Here is a 17,891-nt window from a genome sequence, read left to right on the forward strand (position 1 = left end):
CCTACGAGTCGAACGGTGGTCTGAGTATGCATGAACTTGTAACCTGCGTTTCCATGGGTTTGCCGCCCGACGACCGTGAACACCCCCTCGCCAACGAACTTCGCAGCTTCATCAAGGAACCGGACTTTCCCTGCGTCGGCGCGAAATCCGCGCTTTCTCGCGGGCAGATGCGCGTCCTCGTCGCAAGGGACATCGCCTCGGGATGGGACGACACGCGGATCTACCCGGCGCTCCTCGCCTTCATCGTTGGCTACCGGATCGACCCCGGTCTGTTCCAGAGCTTTGCCGTGATCTTCGAAGGGCCTGACCAGCTCTCCGAGGAGGAATTCGAGCGGCATCTGTGGGCGCGCGCGCAATCGATGTCGGACAAGGACAGCTTCCTCGGCCAGAACTACGATCCCCGTGTCGACCCGGACCCCGAGAATCCGCACTTTTCGCTCTCCTTCGGCGGCGAGGCCTTCTTCCTCGTCGGTCTGCATCCAGGGGCAAGCCGGCCTGCGAGACGGTTCTCGCATCCCGTGATCATCTTCAATCTGCGCGCTCAGTTCGAGCAGCTCAGGCGCGAGGGCCGCTACGAGAAGCTGCGCGCCTCGATCCTCGAACGCGACATTGCTCTCGCCGGCACGCCGAACCCGATGATCGCCCGGCACGGCGAAACCTCGGAGGCGCGCCAATACAGCGGCCGCGCCGTCGGCCAGGATTGGGTCTGTCCATTCAAAGGGCGGTCTTCCGACACCAAGGGCCGTCGCGATGCCGCCTGAGAGGGTCCGGGGCTACATCCCTCCCCGGTCAGGTACGGCCTTTACCCTCGACAAGGGCCAGCGCCTAAAGGTGATCGACCCGGAAGGTGAGCAGGTCGCGGACCTCCTCGCCTTTGCGCGGGCCGATCTCGATGAGGTCATCTCGTCTGGCCGCACCCTCGACTATGCCAGCCGGATCTTCCTGACGACGGGGGACCCGATCTATTCCAACCGCTCCAACGTGCTGCTGAGGATCGTCGAGGACACCGTCGGACGCCACGACTTTCTGCTCACGCCGTGTTCGGCCGACACCTTCAGGATCATCTACGGCGACGAGGCGCCCCACCGCGGTTGCTTCGGCAATCTCGCCGCGGCGCTCGAGCCTTACGGCATCTCCCCGGACCGCATCCCCGTCGCCTTCAACGTCTTCATGAACGTCACGGTCGATGGCGGCACGGGCGCCCTCACGGTCGAGGCTCCGTTGAGCCGGGCCGGCGACAGCGTCACCTTCGAGGCGGAGACGGATCTCGTCATCGGGCTCACGGCCTGCTCGGCTCTGCAATCGAACAACTACGCCTTCAAGCCGATCCGCTACGAGATCCTGCCTCCGGCTTACTGATCGCAAGCGTCACCGAACCTGTTCTGTCCGCCGGTTCGTGCTATGGCGACGGCCCCGCGCGAACAGGTCAGTCGAAAGCCCATGCGAACCATCGTCTATGCCGACGGCGGATGCGATCCCAACCCCGGTCCCGGCGGATGGGGTGTCTTCATTGCGGACCCGCAGGGCCCCGTCGAGCTCTGCGGCGGGGAGCGCGGAACCACCAACAACCGGATGGAACTCACCGCCGCGATCCGCGCGCTCTCCTACTTCCCCGAGGGCGCGGCGATCGAGATGCGCTGCGACAGCCAATACGTCGTGAAATCCGTCACCGAATGGATGAAGGGCTGGAAGGCACGGGGGTGGCGCACCGCCACCGGACCGGTCAAGAACATCGACCTGATGCAGGAGCTCGATGGGCTCGCCTCTCGCCGGGACGTGCGTTGGACCTGGGTCCGCGGACATACCGGCGAGGACGGAAACGAGCGCGCCGACCGCTTGGCGACGCGCGGCCGGCGCGAAGCCCTCGGACTGCCGGTTCCTCCCGCATCCGAGCCGGCAGCGCCATCGGCACCGGAGGCGGCAGAGCCCGTCCGCGAGCCTCGCACGGTGCCGGTCTCGATCGATGCGGGGCTCGGGCTCGAGTTATCGCGTCGCGCCAAGCTCGCCGGGACGACGCCGCGCGCCTTCGTCGAGGATGCGATCCGACTCGCCCTGGAGCTCGGCCCGGACGGCATGGCACGGGTTCGGGCTTCGCGATCCGGCGCCGGGGTCGCTTGAACGCTCCGCTTCCCACTCCCTTCTTCGCACGGCCTGCGGCCGAGGTCGCGGCTGACCTCATCGGCTGCACCCTTACGGTGGGGGAGGCGGGGGGCCTCATCGTCGAGACCGAGGCCTATGACGGCACCGATCCGGCCTCGCACAGCGTCAAGGGGCCGACCCGGCGCAACGCCAGCATGTTCGGCCCGCCCGCCCATGCCTACGTCTACCGCTCCTACGGCATGCACTGGTGCCTGAACCTCGTCTGTGAACCGGCAAGCGCCGTGCTGATCCGGGCAATCGAGCCTGCCTTCGGGATCGAGGCGATGGAACACCGGCGCGGTTTGAGCACCCGTCATCTCCTCTGCGCCGGTCCCGGCCGCCTGACTCAGGCGCTGGGGATCACCGGCGCGGATGACGGTCGTCCCCTCGCCGAGGCTGGCTTCGCCGTGATGACGGCGGCCGGGCCGGTGGACGTCGTCGCCGATCGCCGGATCGGCATCAGCCAGGCCGTGGAGCGGCCCTGGCGCTTCCTCGCGGCCGGCTCGCGCTTCGTCAGCCGCCCGCCGACTCGGGACGCCCTGCCCTGGAGGGTACCCCGTTAGCGGTCTAGGGTGAGGACTGGGTCCAGACGGGCGAGCAATGTCCCGAGTCCGGCTCGCCTCTAGTGCGCGGCGCGGCGAAGGCGAGCGGGGTTCAGACGACCGCGCCCGATGAGGACGAGATCCGTCGCCCATGACGAGGCGAGGAGGAGCACGCCAGTGAGGAGGACGACGGTGACATCCCTGGCGCCGACGATCGGGCCCATCGCCAATGCGAGGCCGATGAGGACGACGCCGAGGCGCTGAAGCAGGGGAGTGAGGTTCATCGGAGTCACCGTCGCCGTTCGATCGATGCGGCAACAGCTAACGATCAAGCATTGCCCAGGCATTTCCCTAAGCTTCCGGGCCGACGTCGGCGGTGCCGAACCGCACGGGCGCGACGTAGTCCCAACCAATCATAGGCCGAGACGTCCGCAGGACCGGGGCAGAGCACGAGGTGTAACCACGGCGGAAAATCGGCGAACTGGATCGGTGATCAAGGACACGGACAGTCCCTTGATCACACCAGGCACCTTCGGCAACTGGAATTGGCACGCTCGGAGCGGTCTATGCTGAACCTCTTTCCAGGCGCCGCGGTTTTCCTCGCCCCTCGCACGAAAGCTCGCCACGATGCTGCGCCGGTCTCTTCTCTCCCTCATCGCCGTCCTCTCCCTGGTCCTCGCCGGCCCAGGCTATGCGGCGAATTCCGCCCGGTTCTCGCCAGAAGCGTTCGAGGCGGCACAGAAAGCCGGCAAGCCGATCCTCGTCGAGGTCAGCGCGCCCTGGTGCCCGATCTGCAAGTCGCAGAAGGCGGTGCTCGCCAAGCTCGTCCGGGATCCGCGCTTCAAGAACCTGCAGATTTTCGACGTCGATTTCGACAGCCAGAAGGACGTCCTGCGCCGGTTCGACGCCCGCATGCAGAGCACGCTGATCGTGTTCAAGGGGACGAAGGAAGTCGGCCGCTCGGTCGGCGAGACGCAGGCCGAGTGGATCGAGGGACTCATCGAGAAGTCGCTGTGATCCAGCGCCCGGAACGAGGTTCGATGTTCGGTGTAGGCGGGAGAACCCGCCGATGAACGCAGAGCTCGGCCTCGCCTTCGTGGCAGGCATCCTCTCGGTGTTGTCGCCCTGCGTCCTGCCGCTGCTTCCGCTCGTCCTAGGCGCCGCCGCGTCCGAGCACCGTTACGGCCCAGCCGCCCTGGCACTGGGGCTCGCCCTGTCCTTCGTGGTGATCGGGCTGTTCGTCGCCACCATCGGGTTTGCGATCGGGCTCGATACCGGCATCTTCCGGATGGTCGCCGCGATCATGCTCGTCGCGGTCGGGCTGGTGCTCCTCCTCCCCGCAGCGCAAACCCGCCTCGCCGTTGCGGCGGGTCCGTTGAGCGACTGGACCGAGAACCGCTTCGGCGGCATCTCCACGACGGGTCTCTCGGGTCAGTTCGGCGTCGGCCTGCTGCTCGGCGCCGTCTGGAGCCCGTGTGTCGGCCCGACCCTCGGAGCCGCTTCGCTGCTCGCCTCCCAGGGTCGCGACCTTGGTTCCGTAGCTCTGACCATGCTGCTGTTCGGGCTCGGAGCTGCCCTGCCGCTCCTCATCCTCGGGACCCTGTCGCGCGAGATGCTGATGCGCTGGCGCGACCGGATGATGGGTATCGGAAAGGGCCTGAAAGCAGCCCTCGGTGCGATCCTGGTGGTCACCGGCGCGGCGATCCTCCTCGGAATCGACAAGAGCGTCGAAGCCGCATTGGTCGCCGCCTCGCCCGATTGGCTGACGGCCCTGACCACCCGTTTTTGAGGCATCCCGCAATGGTGCACCGCGTTTTGTCCGCTGGACAAAGCGGGCGGGCGGGATAGCATCGCCTCCATGCAGACGTCAGCACACACCACCGAGAGTTCTGGCTACCTCGACGGACAGTTCCTGGTTGCGATGCCGGGCTTGCTCGACGAGCGTTTCTCTCGCTCCGTCATCTATGTCTGCGCGCATTCCGCCGACGGGGCGATGGGGATCATCCTCAACAAGGCCGTCGACGACCTGAACATGCCCGACCTTTTGGTCCAGCTCGACATCGCGACAGAATCGGACGCGATCCGCCTGCGCGAGCGCATCGGCCACATGCCGGTGCTGATGGGCGGCCCGGTCGACGCCAAGCGCGGCTTCGTCCTGCACAGCGACGACTTCCATATCGCTCAATCGACGCTGCTCATCGACGACGGCATCTGCCTCACCGCCACGGTCGAGATCCTGCGGGCTATCGCCACGGGCGACGGGCCGGCCAACGCAGTGCTCGCCCTCGGTTATGCCGGCTGGCAGCCGGGGCAGCTCGAGACCGAGATCATGGCCAATGGCTGGCTCACCTGCCCGGCCGATCCAGACCTGATCTTCCACACGGAGCTTAGCGCCAAGTACGAGCGGATATTGCGGTCGAACGGCATCGATCCGGCCATGCTCTCGCTCAGCGCCGGACACGCCTGACCACTAGTCGGGAACTCCGGCCGCATCGGGGTTGAGCCCCTCGACCGCCGGCTTGCGGCGGGGCCGCGGGGCAGCCGCCGCCGATGACGGGGCGGCGCTCGGGGTGACGCCGAGGCGCGTCGCGAGCGCGATGGCACGGGCCTCGCTGATCCGGACGTGACAGAAGCCGTGCGCGCCTTCGCGGGCATAGCTGCGGCAGAGTTGCTCTCGATCGGAGGAGAAGGCGGCCTGTTCTGTCACGATGGGGCGGATGTCCTGTCCGCGGGCCCGCTGGGTCATCACCTTATAATTGTCGCGCACCGCCTTGTCGGCGACGCCGCGGGCGGTGTCCAACTCGGCCGAGCGCGGGATCAGAGTCGCGCCGGCCGGTCCCCAGAGGCCCACAGGCGTCGTCGCGCAATCGGCCGCCGCGAAGGTGCAGACCGGAGTGCTTGAGAGCGCCGTCACCAGGACGGAACCCTCCAGAACCTCGAACCGCAGCGGGCACTCGCCCCCCGCCGCCTCGAACCGCGGAATTCCATCCGCCCGCGCCTCGCTGGTCAGCGTCATGGGCGCGCCACCGTTGAGCGGGATCTTACAGGCCTCGGCCGGCTGCGAGACCTTTGAGCCGGGAAGCGTGACGCGCGCGACGATGGTGTTCCCGGCCCGTTCGAGCTTGAGCGACCCGGCGGAGCCGTTCCGCATCAGCTCCTGGCCGAAGACGTTGTCCTCCGCGGGAACCTTCAGCAGAACCGGCCGTGCCGGCGCCGGAGCGGCAGGCTTCGATTCCGCACCAGGTTCGGCCGGGATACTAGGAACGCCAGGCTCGCCGGGCGGACCCTGCGGAGGTGGCGCTGGAATCCCGCGCGGAGGCACCGGCGGCTTGGCGCCTCGGCCGATGCCGAACAGGTCTTCGAAGAAGGATTGCGCCAGGGCTGCTCGCGGGGTGACGACGAGGCCTGTTGCGGAAAGCACGACCGGGATCAGGGCCGTCAGCAGGAAAACGCGGGTCGGACGCATCAGGACTTTCGGGCCGGTGTCGCAGGAAGGCTTGACAGGTTAAAGCGAGATTAACACGTCAGCGTTCGAGCGGGCGTGGCGTTCCCGCAACAAACCGTTCCGGAGGCTCTGGTACGGACCGCCAAGCACGGAACTTCGTCCGAAGGGCTGGCAAACGGCCGAAACCATTGCCGGCGGCTCGTCTTGCGGCCCCGCATACACCTTCTTATATCCGACGGGGCGCGGGATTAAGACCCGGATTCGACCGTTTCGGTCACGCGATCCGGATCGGCCCCGTTCTCACGAATTCCAGTACGCACCGCCATGGGCCGAGCTGCTTCGGGGCTCGGCGGTCTGCTTGCAGAACACCAACAGAGGGATCCCACCATGGGTAAAGTTATCGGCATCGACTTGGGCACCACCAATTCGTGCGTGGCCGTCATGGAAGGCACGCAGCCCAAGGTCATCGAGAATGCAGAAGGCGCCCGCACCACGCCGTCCATCGTCGCCTTCACCGACGACGGCGAGCGCCTCGTCGGCCAGCCGGCCAAGCGCCAGGCGGTGACGAACCCAGAGCGCACCTTCTTCGCGATCAAGCGCCTCATCGGCCGTACCTACGACGACCCGATGACCCAGAAGGACAAGGGCCTCGTCCCCTACAAGATCGCCAAGGGCGACAACGGCGACGCATGGGTCGAGGCCGACGGCAAGAAGTACTCGCCCTCGCAGATCTCCGCCTTCACGCTACAGAAGATGAAGGAGACGGCCGAGGCGCATCTCGGCCAGCCGGTGACGCAGGCCGTCATCACGGTGCCGGCCTACTTCAACGACGCCCAGCGTCAGGCCACCAAGGATGCCGGCAGGATCGCCGGGCTCGAGGTGCTGCGCATCATCAACGAGCCGACGGCTGCCGCCCTCGCCTACGGCCTCGACAAGAAGAAGTCCGGCACCATCGCGGTCTACGACCTTGGCGGTGGCACCTTCGACGTCTCGATCCTCGAGATCGGCGACGGCGTATTCGAGGTGAAGTCGACGAACGGCGATACCTTCCTCGGCGGCGAGGATTTCGACAACCGCGTGGTCGAGTACCTGACCACCGAGTTCAAGCGCGAGCAGGGCATCGACCTGACCAAGGACAAGCTCGCCCTCCAGCGCCTCAAGGAGGCTGCCGAGAAGGCGAAGATCGAGTTGTCCTCGGCCACCCAGACCGAGATCAACCTGCCCTACATCACCGCCGATGCCACCGGGCCGAAGCACCTCGCGCTGAAGCTCAGCCGCGCCAAGTTCGAGAGCTTGGTCGACGACCTCGTTCAGCGCACGATGGAGCCCTGCCGCAAGGCGCTAAAGGATGCCGGCGTGTCGGCGAGCGAGATCGACGAGGTCGTGCTCGTCGGCGGCATGATCCGCATGCCCAAGGTCCAGGAGGTGGTCAAAGCCTTTTTCGGAAAGGAGCCCCATAAGGGCGTCAACCCGGACGAGGTCGTGGCGATCGGCGCCGCGGTCCAGGCCGGCGTGCTCCAGGGCGACGTCAAGGACGTGCTGCTCCTCGACGTGACGCCGCTGTCGCTCGGCATCGAGACGCTCGGCGGCGTGTTCACCCGGCTCATCGACCGCAACACCACGATCCCGACGAAGAAGTCCCAGACGTTCTCGACGGCTGAGGACAACCAGAACGCAGTCACCATCCGGGTCTTCCAGGGTGAGCGCGAGATGGCAGCCGACAACAAGCTGCTCGGCCAGTTCGACCTCGTCGGCATCCCGCCGGCTCCGCGCGGCCTGCCGCAGATCGAGGTGACCTTCGACATCGACGCCAACGGCATCGTCAACGTGACGGCCAAGGACAAGGCGACGAACAAGGAGCACCAGATCCGCATCCAGGCTTCCGGTGGCCTCTCGGACGCCGACATCGAGAAGATGGTCAAGGACGCCGAGGCCAATGCCGAGGCGGACAAGAAGCGTCGCGAAGTCGTCGAGGTGAAGAACCAGGGCGAGAGCCTTATCCATGCCACCGAGAAGTCGGTGAAGGAGTACGGCGACAAGGTCTCGCAGGGCGACCGGGATGGCATCGAGACCGCGATGACGGCGCTTCGCACCGCTCTCGAAGGCGACGACGTCGACGTCATCAAGGCTCGCACCACGGACCTGATGCAGGCATCGATGAAGCTCGGCGAGGCGATGTACGCCGCGAGCCAGACGCCGGAGGGCGGCCCTGAGGCCGCTGCCGGCACCGATCCGAAGAAGGAGGACGTCATCGACGCCGACTTCCAGGAAGTCGATGACAAGGATCAGAAGAAGCGCGCATAAGGCTTCTTTGAAGAACGCAGAAGGGGCGGGCGAGAGCCTGCCCTTTCGTCGCTGATCACACGAGAACGATGACGGCCTGATCCCTGGACCCTCCAAGTCCGGGGATCGGCTTGTGCGGACCTGAGGGCAGGCATGTCGAAGCGGGACTATTACGAGATCCTGGGCGTCTCAAAGACCGCGTCCGACGGCGAGATGAAGTCGGCTTTCCGCAAGCTCGCCATGGTCTACCACCCGGACCGCAACCCTGGCGACAAGGAGGCCGAGCTCAAGTTCAAGGAGCTCAACGAGGCCTACCAGTGCCTCTCCGACGGACAGAAGCGTGCAGCCTATGACCGCTTCGGCCACGCCGCCTTCAGCCAGGGTGGAGGTCCAGGCGGGCCCGGATTCGGAAACGAGTTCGGCGACTTCATGTCGGACATCTTCGACAACTTCTTCGGCGACGGCCGCGGTGCCGCCGGCGCGGGTCGCGGCGGGCGCCCGACGCCCGGCCGCGAGCGCGGTGCGGACCTGCGCTACAACCTCGAGATCACGCTGGAGGAGGCCTTCTCCGGCAAGACCGAGACGATCACGATCCCGACCGCGATCAGCTGCGATACCTGCAGTGGCACCGGCGCCAAGCCCGGCTCGAAGCCGCGGCCCTGCACAACCTGCGGCGGCTACGGCCGGGTTCGTGCGGCGCAGGGCTTCTTCGCCATCGAGCGGACCTGCCCGAACTGCCACGGCCGCGGCGAGATCGTCGACGATCCCTGCACGACCTGCAGCGGCGCCGGGCGGCTTACCCGCGAGCGCACGCTCTCGATCAACGTGCCCGCCGGCGTCGATGACGGACTGCGCATCCGCCTCGCCGGCGAGGGCGAGAGCGGCCAGCGCGGCGGCCCGGCCGGCGACCTCTACGTCTTCCTCTCGATCAAGCCGCACACCTTCTTCCAGCGCGACGGCGCCGATCTGTTTTGCCGCGTGCCGATCTCGATGGTCACCGCGGCTCTGTCCGGCGACATCACCGTGCCGGTGATCGACGGCACCCAGACCCAGGTGCGTATTCCGGCCGGCACCCAGACGGCCAAACAGTTCCGCATCAAGGGCAAGGGGATGCCGGTTCTTCGCTCTCGCGATGTCGGCGACCTCTACATCCAGGTCTTCGTCGAGACTCCGCAGAGCCTGACCAAGCGTCAGCGCGAGTTGCTGCAGGAATTCGACCAATCGGCCTCGGACGAGACCCACCCGGAAAGCGCAGGCTTCTTCTCGAAGATGCGAGATTTCCTCGGCGGACTCAGCGGGACTGCCAGACCTTGAGGAACGAAATTCCTGAGGGCCAGAGAAACCCTTCTTCAGCGTCTGGATCAAAAATCGACCGAGACGGTTATGCGATGGAAGCCGCGGTTGCGCTCGTCGCCTGTTGGCTTGTCTCTTGCCCTGTTGGCGGCAGCTTGACTGTGTCACCTCTTTCGTCGTCTAGCCTTCCCGTATCGTCAGCAACCTGAGGACGTTGGGTCTTGCCGTCGCTTCGCCGCTCGAACGCCAAATCCTCCCGCGACAAGGCTTTCGTCGCGACGCAGTCGATCAGCGCGCGGCGCGACCCGCTGGAGGACGAAGCCCGGTTCCTTCGCTCCTGGTTCGAGCGCCCCCTTGTCACGGGTTCGGTGACACCGTCGGGCAAGATGCTGGCGAGGACGATGGCGTCCTATGTCGATCCGAGGGTCGACGGGCCTGTGATCGAGCTGGGACCGGGCACCGGCCCTGTGACCGATGCCCTGGTGCGCCGTGGCATCGCGCAGGAACGGCTGATCCTGATCGAGTACAACCCGGACTTCTGCGACCTCCTCGAGCGGCGCTTTCCGCGGGCGACGATCGTCCAGGGCGACGCATACGCGATCCGCGAAACGGCCGGCCCGCTGCTGTCGGCCAAGGGCGCCGCCACGATCTCCAGCCTGCCGCTGTTCACGAAGCCCCTTGAGCAGCGGCTCAGCCTGCTCAATGCGGCCCACGACCTGATGCAGCCGAGCGCGCCATTCGTGCAGTTCACCTATGCGCTCGTGCCGCCGATCCCGAAGCGCTGCGATGCCGGCAGCTATATGGCGAGCCGCTCCAACAAGGTCTGGCTCAACCTGCCGCCGGCCCGGGTCTGGGTCTACCGCCGGCCCTGACGGATTTGCACAACGCTCGATGAATTCGGAGGACGGACGGCGTTCAGCGAAAGCCCGGTAATCCTGGAGTCAAGCCGAGGCTCTCTCGGCGGCAGCAGACAGGAATACCGTCATGGTCTCTCGTCATCTCAACCGTTTCGTCCGCGGCGGCTTGGCTGCCGCAGCACTAACCCTCGCGGGTCTCGCTTCCGGCGGAGCTCAAGCGGCACCGCTCCCCGCGGCTTCAGTTCTCGTCGGTCAGCCGGCCGAGGCCGGGATTGTCCCGGTGCAGTATGGCTGGGGACGCCATGATGATTACGGCTACCGCCGCGGTTGGGGCGGTCACCACCGTCATCGCGGCTGGGGCCATCGGGATCACGGTTGGGGCCATCGGCACCACCACCATGGTCATCGCCACGGCGGTCATCGCGGCTATTACCGCTATTGAAGGGCGTGTCCCGGTGCCGTCATCCGATCCGCGTGATGATGGCGGCACCGGTGGCCGGGCGATCTGAACCGACAGCGTAGGCGGCGCGCAACGCCGCCTCCGCCTCGTCCGCCTCGTTCTCGGACCGGGCGTGGACGATGCCGAGGGCCCGGCCCGGCCCGACCTCCTCCCCCGGGCGCGCCAGCCTGGCGAGCCCGACGGCCGGATCGATATCGTCCTGTGGCCGCGTACGTCCGCCGCCGAGCCCGATGACGGCAAGGCCGAGTTCGCGCGTCGCGATCGTAGCGACGATGCCCGGCTCCTTTGGGTGAACAGACCTGACGACCGGCGCCTCCGGCAGGTATTCCCCTGCTCTCTCGGCCAGGTCGGCGGGGCCGCCGAGTGCCGCAACCATACGTCCGAAGCACTCTGCCGCCTTGCCTGACAACAGCGCTTTTTCGAGTCGCGCCGAGGCCTCCGCAAGGTCGGGAGCGAGGCCGCCCAGCACCAGCATCTCGGCCCCGAGCGCCACCGTCACTGCGTGGAAAGCCGGTTCGCGCAACTGTCCGGTGAGGTAATCCAGCGCGTAGGCGACCTCCAACGCATTGCCGGCCGACGAAGCGAGCGGCGCATCCATGTCGGTGATTAGAGCAACGGTGCGCAAGCCGGCGCCGTTCGCCACGCCGACGATGCTCTCCGCAAGCCCGCGCGCATCATCGAGGCTCGCCATGAAGGCGCCGGAGCCGGTCTTCACGTCCATCACCAGCCCGTCGAGCCCGGCGGCGAGCTTCTTCGAGAGGATCGAGGCGGTGATGAGATCGAGGGACTCGACCGTTCCGGTGACGTCCCTGATGGCATAGAGCCGACGGTCGGCAGGGGCGAGGTCGGCGGTCTGCCCGATGATGGCGCAGCCCGACTCGCGCACCACCGCCCGGAATCGGTCGAGGTCGGGGGCGACGTCGTAGCCCGGGATGCTGGCGAGCTTGTCGAGGGTACCGCCGGTATGGCCGAGGCCGCGCCCCGAGATCATCGGCACGTAGCCGCCGCAGGCCGCCACCATCGGCGCGAGCGGCAGGCTAACCGTGTCGCCGACGCCGCCGCTCGAATGTTTGTCGAGAACCGGGCCGGGCAGGTCCCAGGCGAGCACGGTTCCCGATCGCGTCATCGCGCGGGTGAGTGCCACGCGCTCTGGGAGCGACAACCCGCGAAAGAACACCGCCATGGCGAAGGCCGCAGCCTGGCCTTCGGTAACGCGGCCGTCGGTGAGGCCCGCGATGAAGGCTTCGATCTCCTCCGCATCGAGAACCTGCCCGTCGCGCTTGGCCCGGATGAGTTCCTGGGGCAGCTTCATGGAACGGCATCCCTCGCGGCAACGAGTTCGGCATAGAGGCTGCTCGCCCCGAAGCGGAAGCGCGCCGGGCTCGCCCAGTTCGGCCCCATCACGGTGTCGGCGAGGGCGAGATAGGGCTCGGCATCGGCGAGGCTGCGCAGGCCGCCGGAGATCTTGAGTCCGGCCGGCCGGGCACCACGATGGTCGCGGATGACAGTCAGCATCGCGCTCGCGGCGTCGAGCGTCGCGGAGACCGGGCTCTTGCCGGTGGAGGTCTTCAGAAAATCCGCGCCCGCCTCCAGGGCGAGCCGGCTCGCGGCGGTGATCGCCTCCGGCGACCTCAACTCACCGGTTTCGAGGATGACCTTGAGCAGACGGTCGCCGTCGCAGAGACCGCGGACCGCCTCGATCATCTCGCGCGCCGGCCTCTCGTCGCCCTGCAGGAAGGCGCGATAGGGGAGGACGAGGTCGATCTCCTGCGCTCCGTCACCCAGCGCCTCCTCGGTGTCCTCGACGGCGCGCTCGACATCCTCGCCGCCCTTCGGGAAATTGATGACGGTGGCGATCGCGATGCCGGTTCCCGCGAGCGCGCGAGCCCCGCGGGTGACGAATTGCGGCCAGACACAGATCGCCGCCGCGCCACCGGCACGGGCCTTGGCGCAGAGGGCATCGATACCGGTCTCGGTGCAGGAATCGCTCAGATCCGTGAGGTCGAGGAGCGGGAGGGCGCGCCGGGCGAAGGCGGCCTGTTCGGACGGCGTCATCCTTTTGAACCTCCTGGCAGTCTCGCGACGAAGGCTTCGAACAGGCGGGCGAGGTCGTCGACCGCGGCTCCAGCCTGCGCCTTGGTCTCGGCATGATGGGGATCGCCGCCGCCGATGCCGGCGGCGAGGTTGGTGACGACCGAAACGGCAGCGACTTTCAGTCCGAAGAAGCGGGCGAAAATCACTTCCGGTACGGTGGACATGCCGACGAGGTCGGCCCCGAGGAGCCCGGCCATCCGCACCTCTGCAGGGGTCTCGAAGCTCGGCCCCGAGAACCAGGCATAGACGCCCTCGTGCAGGGCGATGCCGCAGGCCTTGGCGGCAGCCAACAGGTCGTTCCGGAGACCTTCGTCATAGGCCCCGACCATCGGCACGAAACGGGCATCGCTCGACTCGCCGATGAGCGGATTGAGCCCTGAAAGATTGATGTGGTCGCTGAGCGCAACGAGGCTGCCGGGGCCGGCCTGCGGCATCAGCGAGCCCGAGGCATTGGTAAGGAGGAGCGCACCGGCGCCGAACATCGAGGCGAGACCGACGGGCACACGCATCGCCGCGGCGTCACCCGTCTCATAGGCGTGAGCACGGCCCTCGTAGGCCAGCACCGGCCGCCCCGCGATCAGGCCGCGGTGAAGCGTACCGCCATGACCGCTGACCCGCGGTGCCGGGAAGCCGGGGATCTCGCGATATGGCAGCGAGACACGATCGTCGAGGCAGGCGACGAGGGCGCCGAGCCCGGTGCCGGTGACGATCGCGCAGGCATAGGGGCCGGCAAAGCCTCGCTCCACGATGTACGCTGCGGCGGCCGCGACGGCGTCGTCGCCGATCGCGGTCACGCGAGGTTGTCCGGTCCGAAGGAGGCGGGCAGGAGCGCCTCCAGGGTGAAGCTCCTTCGCACGCCTTCCGGGCCGGCGACGTGGATGTCCGTCGTGGGATCGGCGAATTCGCGGATGCGCTGCCGGCAGGCGCCACAGGGCGTCACCAGAGCCGGTCCGTCGCCGAGGACGAGGATCGCCGTGATCCGCTTTCCGCCATTCGCGATCATCGTGGCGATGGCCCCGGCCTCGGCGCAGGTGCCGACCGGGTAGGCCGCGTTCTCGACATTGCAGCCGGCATGGACGGCCCCCGCCTCATCAAGGACGGCCGCGCCGACGCGGAAGCGCGAATAGGGGGCATAGGCCCGCTCGCGCGCCGCCTGCGCGGCGGCGAAGAGTGCGGAGAGCGCCTCGGCGCTGCCGTTCATGGATCGTTTGTCCGGAAAGGCATGAGGTTCATGGACCACGTTAGGCACCAAGCCCAGGGGCCTGTCGAGACCCGTCGCGTCGACAACGTTCGGCCGGGCTCTTAAGAAGATGTGGGAGCAGGTTTCTGGACCGGGTGAGGACAATGCTGGGTCGATACGATCGGGGTGGCCCAGGGGAGGCCGTCGTTGAATACGGCGACGGCACCATGCGGGTGATCAAGCCGGGCACCTTCGTGCGCTGTGCCGTGACGGGCGCGCCGATCCCCCTCGACGACCTGCGCTACTGGAGCGTCGAGCGCCAGGAGGCCTACGCGACGCCCGAGGCGGTGATGCAACGGCTGGGGATGAGCCAGAGGAACGACTAGGACGAGCGCGGCACTCTCCGCCCGAATGCAAGAAGCTTCGTGCGCAGCAAAGCCATCACCGCAACTTCGTCGGCGAAGCGCAGCGACACCGCCAGCGTCTCGACCCGACCGACGAACGACTTCGGCAGGCGCACCGCATCCTTCTGCGTCGTGATCAGGTCGGCGCCGAGTTTCCGCGCCTCGGCGACGAGGCTCGTGAGGTCGCTGTCGCGATAGGGATGGTGATCCGGGAAGCTGCGTTCGCCCGACAGTTCGGCCCCGGCCTCGCGCAAAGTCGCGAAGAACTTTGACGGCCGCCCGATGCCGGCGAAGGGCAGGAGGCAGCGTCCGGCAAGTTCGCGAGCGGAGTGGTGCGGCACCAGCCGGGCCCGGAAGATCGGCAACCCTCTTGCGGCCGCAAGATCGGCCACCGCCTCCCCGGCCGATCCCTCGCCCACGAGCACCATTGCATCGACGTGGCGCCACTGGCGGTCGAGCGGGACCCTCAGGGGACCCGCCGGAAAAGGTAGCCCGTTGCCGATGCCCGCCCCCGCATCCACCACGGCGAGGGCGAGGTCCTTCATCAGACTCGGGTTCTGAAGCCCGTCATCCATGACGACGACGGATGCGCCGGAGACGACGCAGAGGCGAGCGCCGGCAGGTCGGTCGCGGGCGACGACGGTCATCGCCTCGCGGGTGAGCAGGAGGGCCTCGTCGCCGATCTCGGCCGCATCGTGCCGGCCGGCATCGACCAGCACCGGACCGGGAAGGCGTCCGCCGTAGCCGCGGGTGAGGAAGGCAGGGGCCGCGCCGAGGCCACGCAGCATCGCGGCGATCGCCAGGGCGGTCGGGGTCTTGCCGGCGCCGCCGAGGGTCAGGTTGCCAACGCAAATGACGGGGCAAGGGCCGGTAGCTCCGGGACGATCCATTCTGGCCGCCGTGAACAGGCCATAGAACGAGCCGAGCGGGCTGAGCAGCCGTGCGGCCGGGTGGCTCGGGGAAGCCTCCCAGAAGGCCGGCGCACGCATCAGGACCGGGTCACGAGGCCGAGGCCATGGCCGTGAGCTTCATCTGGGCGATGAAGGGGTCGATCACCGCAAGGGTGCGGTCGAGGGCGCCCTCGAACGGCCGCAGGGCGGTCTGGCCGGATGCCGCGATCGCCCGCAGGCGGTTGGGATCGCGCAGGAGATCGCCGACCGCCACGGCGAGGTCCTGCTCGTCCGCCACCGGCAGCGCGCCGCCCGCAGCGTCGAGGGCACCGTAGACCTGCGTGAAATTCTCGACATGCGGGCCGTGCAGGACAGCGGCGGCGAGCCGGGTCGGCTCGATCGGGTTCTGACCGCCATGGGGCACCAGGGAGCCACCGAGGAAGACGAGGGGGCTCAAGCGATAGAACAGCCCGAGTTCCCCGAGGGTGTCGGCAACGTAGAGGTCGACGGCCCCATGTGGCCAACCGCCCTGGGAGCGGCGAGCGGTGCGCAGGCCTGTCGCCGCGATGTCGCGCGCGATGTCGGGGCCGCGGTGAGGGTGGCGCGGCACAAGGATAGTGAGAAGGTTCGGCAGAGCGGATCTCAGCGCGAGATGCACCTGCCCTACCATCGCGTCCTCGCCCGGATGGGTGCTCGCGGCGACCCAGACCGGTCGCTCGCCGACGATGCTGCTCAGGTGCGCAAGATGACTGTGATCGACCACGGGCACGGCCGAGTCGTATTTCAGGTTGCCGGTGACGCTCACCCGCGGTGCACCGAGACGGGCGAAGCGCTCTGCGTCGTCCTTGGTCTGCGTGAGGCATACCGCAATCCGAGACAGCAGGGCTTCGGCGGTACGCGGCGAACGGCTCCAGCCCTTGAAGGATCGCTCCGACATGCGACCGTTGACGACGAGGAGCGGGATGCCGCGGGCGTGCAAGGCCATGACGGTGTTCGGCCAGATCTCGGATTCCGCGACCAAGGCGAGATCGGGCCGCCAATGATCGAGGAAGCGTGCCACCCAGCGCGATGCGTCGAGGGGGACGTATTGGTGGAACGCCTGCGGCGGCAGCCGGCCGCCGATGAGTTCCGCCGCGCTGCGGGTGCCCGTCGTCACCAGGACAGAGAACCCGCGCGCGATCATCCCATCGACGAGGCCGACCAGCGACAGGGCCTCGCCGATGCTCGCTCCGTGCATCCAGCACAACCGTCCCTTCGGGCGCAGGCGGCCAGCCAAGCCCTTGCGCTCGGGCAAGCGAGCGGGATCCTCCTTGCCACGCCGAGCGCGCAACGCCAGAAGCCCAGCGAGGGCCGGCTCAGCCAGGATGATGCCGGCTCCATAAGCCTTGAGCGCGACGGTGAGAGGGGGCGCCTTCATGGCGGGTTCCCGATGCGGTCCGGACGTCCGACCAGGGAGTAGGCGCGGTCATGAACGCGGTTCATCTCGTCCTGCACCCTCAAACGGATTACTTCGAAGGCGTCGGGCTCGATCTCGCGCGGAACCATGATGGGCTCGCCGAACACCATCGCACCGCGTCCGAAGGGAAGCCCGAAACAGGCCCGGTCCCAGCTGTTGAAGCGCAGGTGGCGGCTCGTCACCACGGCGACCGGCACGATCGGTCGACCGGAGAAGCGAGCGAGGGTGAGGATGCCTTCGTCGCAGCGGCGGGAGACCTTCGGCACGTCCGCGCTGAAGGCGACCGTCTGGCCGTCCTTGAGGGCGCGCAGCATGGCCCGCAGGCCCTCGGCACCGCCCTTCGCCCGGATGTCGCGGACAGCCCGGCCGCGGGCGCCGGAAGCGCGGATCACGCTCACGCCCATGCGGGTCAACGTGATGGTGTTGACGTTGCCGTCCGCCGACCGCGAGATGATGGTGGCGATGCGGTCGTGCGGCCGGCGCATGAACGAGATCATCGTGTGCTGGCCGTGCCACATCCCGGCGATGAAGGGCGACAATCCGTCAAGCCAGGCATTGGGCTCCGTCGGCTCGACGACGAAATGGTTGGTTCGCCGCACGAGCCGCAGGTAGCGCTCGGCGAGCATGCCAAGGGCGTTCTGGACCGGCGCGGCCCGGCCGATGCGTTTGATCAGGCTCATGCCCGCCGGCCGTCGCGGCACAACGTGTCGCGGATACCGGAACGATCGGTCGAGGCTGATCTCATATCAGGCTTCCGAGGCAGCTTTGCGGGGCGTCGGTGGCGGCGTCGTCCGGATGGTCCTGCCGGCCTGTCGTAGCATCGTGCGCCCCTGCGCCGGGTGTCTAAC

21 protein-coding genes are annotated in these 17,891 nt (G+C 67.7%); 12 read left to right on the forward strand and 9 right to left on the reverse strand.

The features are described from left to right. Positions 1 to 53 precede the first annotated feature (53 nt). The 4 genes from gntA (at position 54) to K2Y56_RS08155 (ending at position 2,702) form a co-directional block, all read left to right on the forward strand. Positions 54 to 761 (forward strand): guanitoxin biosynthesis heme-dependent pre-guanitoxin N-hydroxylase GntA, encoded by a 708-nt coding sequence (gene gntA, locus K2Y56_RS08140; protein ID WP_292506842.1) that lies wholly within the window; start codon positions 54 to 56, stop codon positions 759 to 761. Beyond that, the gene (locus K2Y56_RS08145) at positions 751 to 1,359 is read left to right on the forward strand and encodes an urea carboxylase-associated family protein (RefSeq protein WP_292506843.1); all 609 of its coding nucleotides are present in this window, start codon (positions 751 to 753) and stop codon (positions 1,357 to 1,359) included. Before gntA ends, K2Y56_RS08145 begins: the two co-directional genes overlap by 11 nt. Positions 1,360 to 1,440: 81 nt before the next feature. Continuing rightward, positions 1,441 to 2,118: a ribonuclease HI gene (gene rnhA, locus K2Y56_RS08150; RefSeq protein WP_292506845.1), complete on the forward strand. Its 678-nt coding sequence runs from the start codon at positions 1,441 to 1,443 to the stop codon at positions 2,116 to 2,118. After that, positions 2,115 to 2,702 carry a DNA-3-methyladenine glycosylase gene (locus K2Y56_RS08155; protein WP_292506847.1) on the forward strand — a complete coding sequence of 196 codons (588 nt, stop codon included), beginning with the start codon at positions 2,115 to 2,117 and terminating at the stop codon, positions 2,700 to 2,702. Before rnhA ends, K2Y56_RS08155 begins: the two co-directional genes overlap by 4 nt. A gap of 59 nt (positions 2,703 to 2,761) precedes the next feature. Here the strand turns inward: K2Y56_RS08155 and K2Y56_RS08160 are convergent, their stop codons facing one another. Then, complete coding sequence (locus tag K2Y56_RS08160; protein WP_292506849.1) at positions 2,762 to 2,965, reverse strand: hypothetical protein; 204 nt, start codon at positions 2,963 to 2,965, stop codon at positions 2,762 to 2,764. Positions 2,966 to 3,308: 343 nt separating this feature from the next. On the opposite strand from K2Y56_RS08160, the gene K2Y56_RS08165 reads away from it, so the two are divergent. The 3 genes from K2Y56_RS08165 to K2Y56_RS08175 all read left to right on the forward strand — a co-directional run bounded on the left by K2Y56_RS08165 (position 3,309) and on the right by K2Y56_RS08175 (position 5,148). Further along, the gene (locus tag K2Y56_RS08165) at positions 3,309 to 3,698 is read left to right on the forward strand and encodes a thioredoxin family protein (protein ID WP_292506850.1); all 390 of its coding nucleotides are present in this window, start codon (positions 3,309 to 3,311) and stop codon (positions 3,696 to 3,698) included. Between the two features lie 52 nt (positions 3,699 to 3,750). Then, positions 3,751 to 4,470: a cytochrome c biogenesis protein CcdA gene (locus K2Y56_RS08170; protein WP_292506852.1), complete on the forward strand. Its 720-nt coding sequence runs from the start codon at positions 3,751 to 3,753 to the stop codon at positions 4,468 to 4,470. Positions 4,471 to 4,539: 69 nt separating this feature from the next. Continuing rightward, positions 4,540 to 5,148 carry a YqgE/AlgH family protein gene (locus tag K2Y56_RS08175; protein WP_292506854.1) on the forward strand — a complete coding sequence of 203 codons (609 nt, stop codon included), beginning with the start codon at positions 4,540 to 4,542 and terminating at the stop codon, positions 5,146 to 5,148. Positions 5,149 to 5,151: 3 nt separating this feature from the next. Here the strand turns inward: K2Y56_RS08175 and K2Y56_RS08180 are convergent, their stop codons facing one another. Then, on the reverse strand, positions 5,152 to 6,147 hold the full coding sequence (locus K2Y56_RS08180; protein WP_292506857.1) for a hypothetical protein: 996 nt from the start codon (positions 6,145 to 6,147) through the stop codon (positions 5,152 to 5,154). A 366-nt stretch (positions 6,148 to 6,513) separates the two neighbouring features. Between K2Y56_RS08180 and dnaK the strand changes: the two genes are divergently transcribed. The 4 genes from dnaK to K2Y56_RS08200 all read left to right on the forward strand — a co-directional run bounded on the left by dnaK (position 6,514) and on the right by K2Y56_RS08200 (position 11,001). Next, the gene (gene dnaK / locus K2Y56_RS08185; protein ID WP_292506859.1) at positions 6,514 to 8,430 is read left to right on the forward strand and encodes a molecular chaperone DnaK; all 1,917 of its coding nucleotides are present in this window, start codon (positions 6,514 to 6,516) and stop codon (positions 8,428 to 8,430) included. Between the two features lie 132 nt (positions 8,431 to 8,562). Next, on the forward strand, positions 8,563 to 9,723 hold the full coding sequence (gene dnaJ, locus K2Y56_RS08190) for a molecular chaperone DnaJ (protein ID WP_292506861.1): 1,161 nt from the start codon (positions 8,563 to 8,565) through the stop codon (positions 9,721 to 9,723). 200 nt (positions 9,724 to 9,923) lie between these two features. Next, entirely contained in the window at positions 9,924 to 10,574 is a 651-nt protein-coding gene (locus K2Y56_RS08195) for a phospholipid methyltransferase (protein ID WP_292506863.1), read from the forward strand. A 112-nt stretch (positions 10,575 to 10,686) separates the two neighbouring features. Continuing rightward, positions 10,687 to 11,001 (forward strand): hypothetical protein, encoded by a 315-nt coding sequence (locus tag K2Y56_RS08200; protein WP_292506865.1) that lies wholly within the window; start codon positions 10,687 to 10,689, stop codon positions 10,999 to 11,001. A 19-nt stretch (positions 11,002 to 11,020) separates the two neighbouring features. Here the strand turns inward: K2Y56_RS08200 and deoA are convergent, their stop codons facing one another. From deoA to cdd, 4 genes are read right to left on the reverse strand one after another with little or no spacing between them, the layout of a single operon-like run. Further along, complete coding sequence (gene deoA / locus K2Y56_RS08205; RefSeq protein ID WP_292506867.1) at positions 11,021 to 12,331, reverse strand: thymidine phosphorylase; 1,311 nt, start codon at positions 12,329 to 12,331, stop codon at positions 11,021 to 11,023. Next, positions 12,328 to 13,074 (reverse strand): deoxyribose-phosphate aldolase, encoded by a 747-nt coding sequence (deoC, locus tag K2Y56_RS08210; RefSeq protein WP_292506869.1) that lies wholly within the window; start codon positions 13,072 to 13,074, stop codon positions 12,328 to 12,330. The genes deoA and deoC overlap by 4 nt, the downstream gene beginning before the upstream one ends. Further along, the gene (locus K2Y56_RS08215) at positions 13,071 to 13,898 is read right to left on the reverse strand and encodes a purine-nucleoside phosphorylase (protein WP_292506891.1); all 828 of its coding nucleotides are present in this window, start codon (positions 13,896 to 13,898) and stop codon (positions 13,071 to 13,073) included. Before K2Y56_RS08215 ends, deoC begins: the two co-directional genes overlap by 4 nt. A gap of 5 nt (positions 13,899 to 13,903) precedes the next feature. Further along, entirely contained in the window at positions 13,904 to 14,314 is a 411-nt protein-coding gene (cdd, locus tag K2Y56_RS08220; RefSeq protein ID WP_292506871.1) for a cytidine deaminase, read from the reverse strand. A 143-nt stretch (positions 14,315 to 14,457) separates the two neighbouring features. Here cdd and K2Y56_RS08225 point away from each other — a divergent pair, with 143 nt between their 5' ends. Next, complete coding sequence (locus tag K2Y56_RS08225; RefSeq protein ID WP_292506873.1) at positions 14,458 to 14,679, forward strand: DUF2093 domain-containing protein; 222 nt, start codon at positions 14,458 to 14,460, stop codon at positions 14,677 to 14,679. On the opposite strand, the gene lpxK is transcribed toward K2Y56_RS08225, so the two are convergent. Genes lpxK through K2Y56_RS08240 form a run of 3 tightly spaced genes read right to left on the reverse strand, consistent with a single transcriptional unit; the run spans position 14,676 to position 17,723 of the window. Then, on the reverse strand, positions 14,676 to 15,686 hold the full coding sequence (gene lpxK, locus K2Y56_RS08230; protein ID WP_292506875.1) for a tetraacyldisaccharide 4'-kinase: 1,011 nt from the start codon (positions 15,684 to 15,686) through the stop codon (positions 14,676 to 14,678). The two genes, K2Y56_RS08225 and lpxK, sit on opposite strands and share 4 nt — an antisense overlap. A 10-nt stretch (positions 15,687 to 15,696) precedes the next feature. Beyond that, positions 15,697 to 17,004 (reverse strand): 3-deoxy-D-manno-octulosonic acid transferase, encoded by a 1,308-nt coding sequence (locus K2Y56_RS08235; protein ID WP_292506877.1) that lies wholly within the window; start codon positions 17,002 to 17,004, stop codon positions 15,697 to 15,699. Continuing rightward, entirely contained in the window at positions 17,001 to 17,723 is a 723-nt protein-coding gene (locus K2Y56_RS08240) for a lysophospholipid acyltransferase family protein (RefSeq protein WP_292506879.1), read from the reverse strand. The genes K2Y56_RS08235 and K2Y56_RS08240 overlap by 4 nt, the downstream gene beginning before the upstream one ends. Positions 17,724 to 17,891: the final 168 nt, after the last annotated feature.

It is taken from the genome of Methylobacterium sp. (assembly GCF_019745455.1).
Lineage (GTDB): Bacteria > Pseudomonadota > Alphaproteobacteria > Rhizobiales > Beijerinckiaceae > Methylobacterium.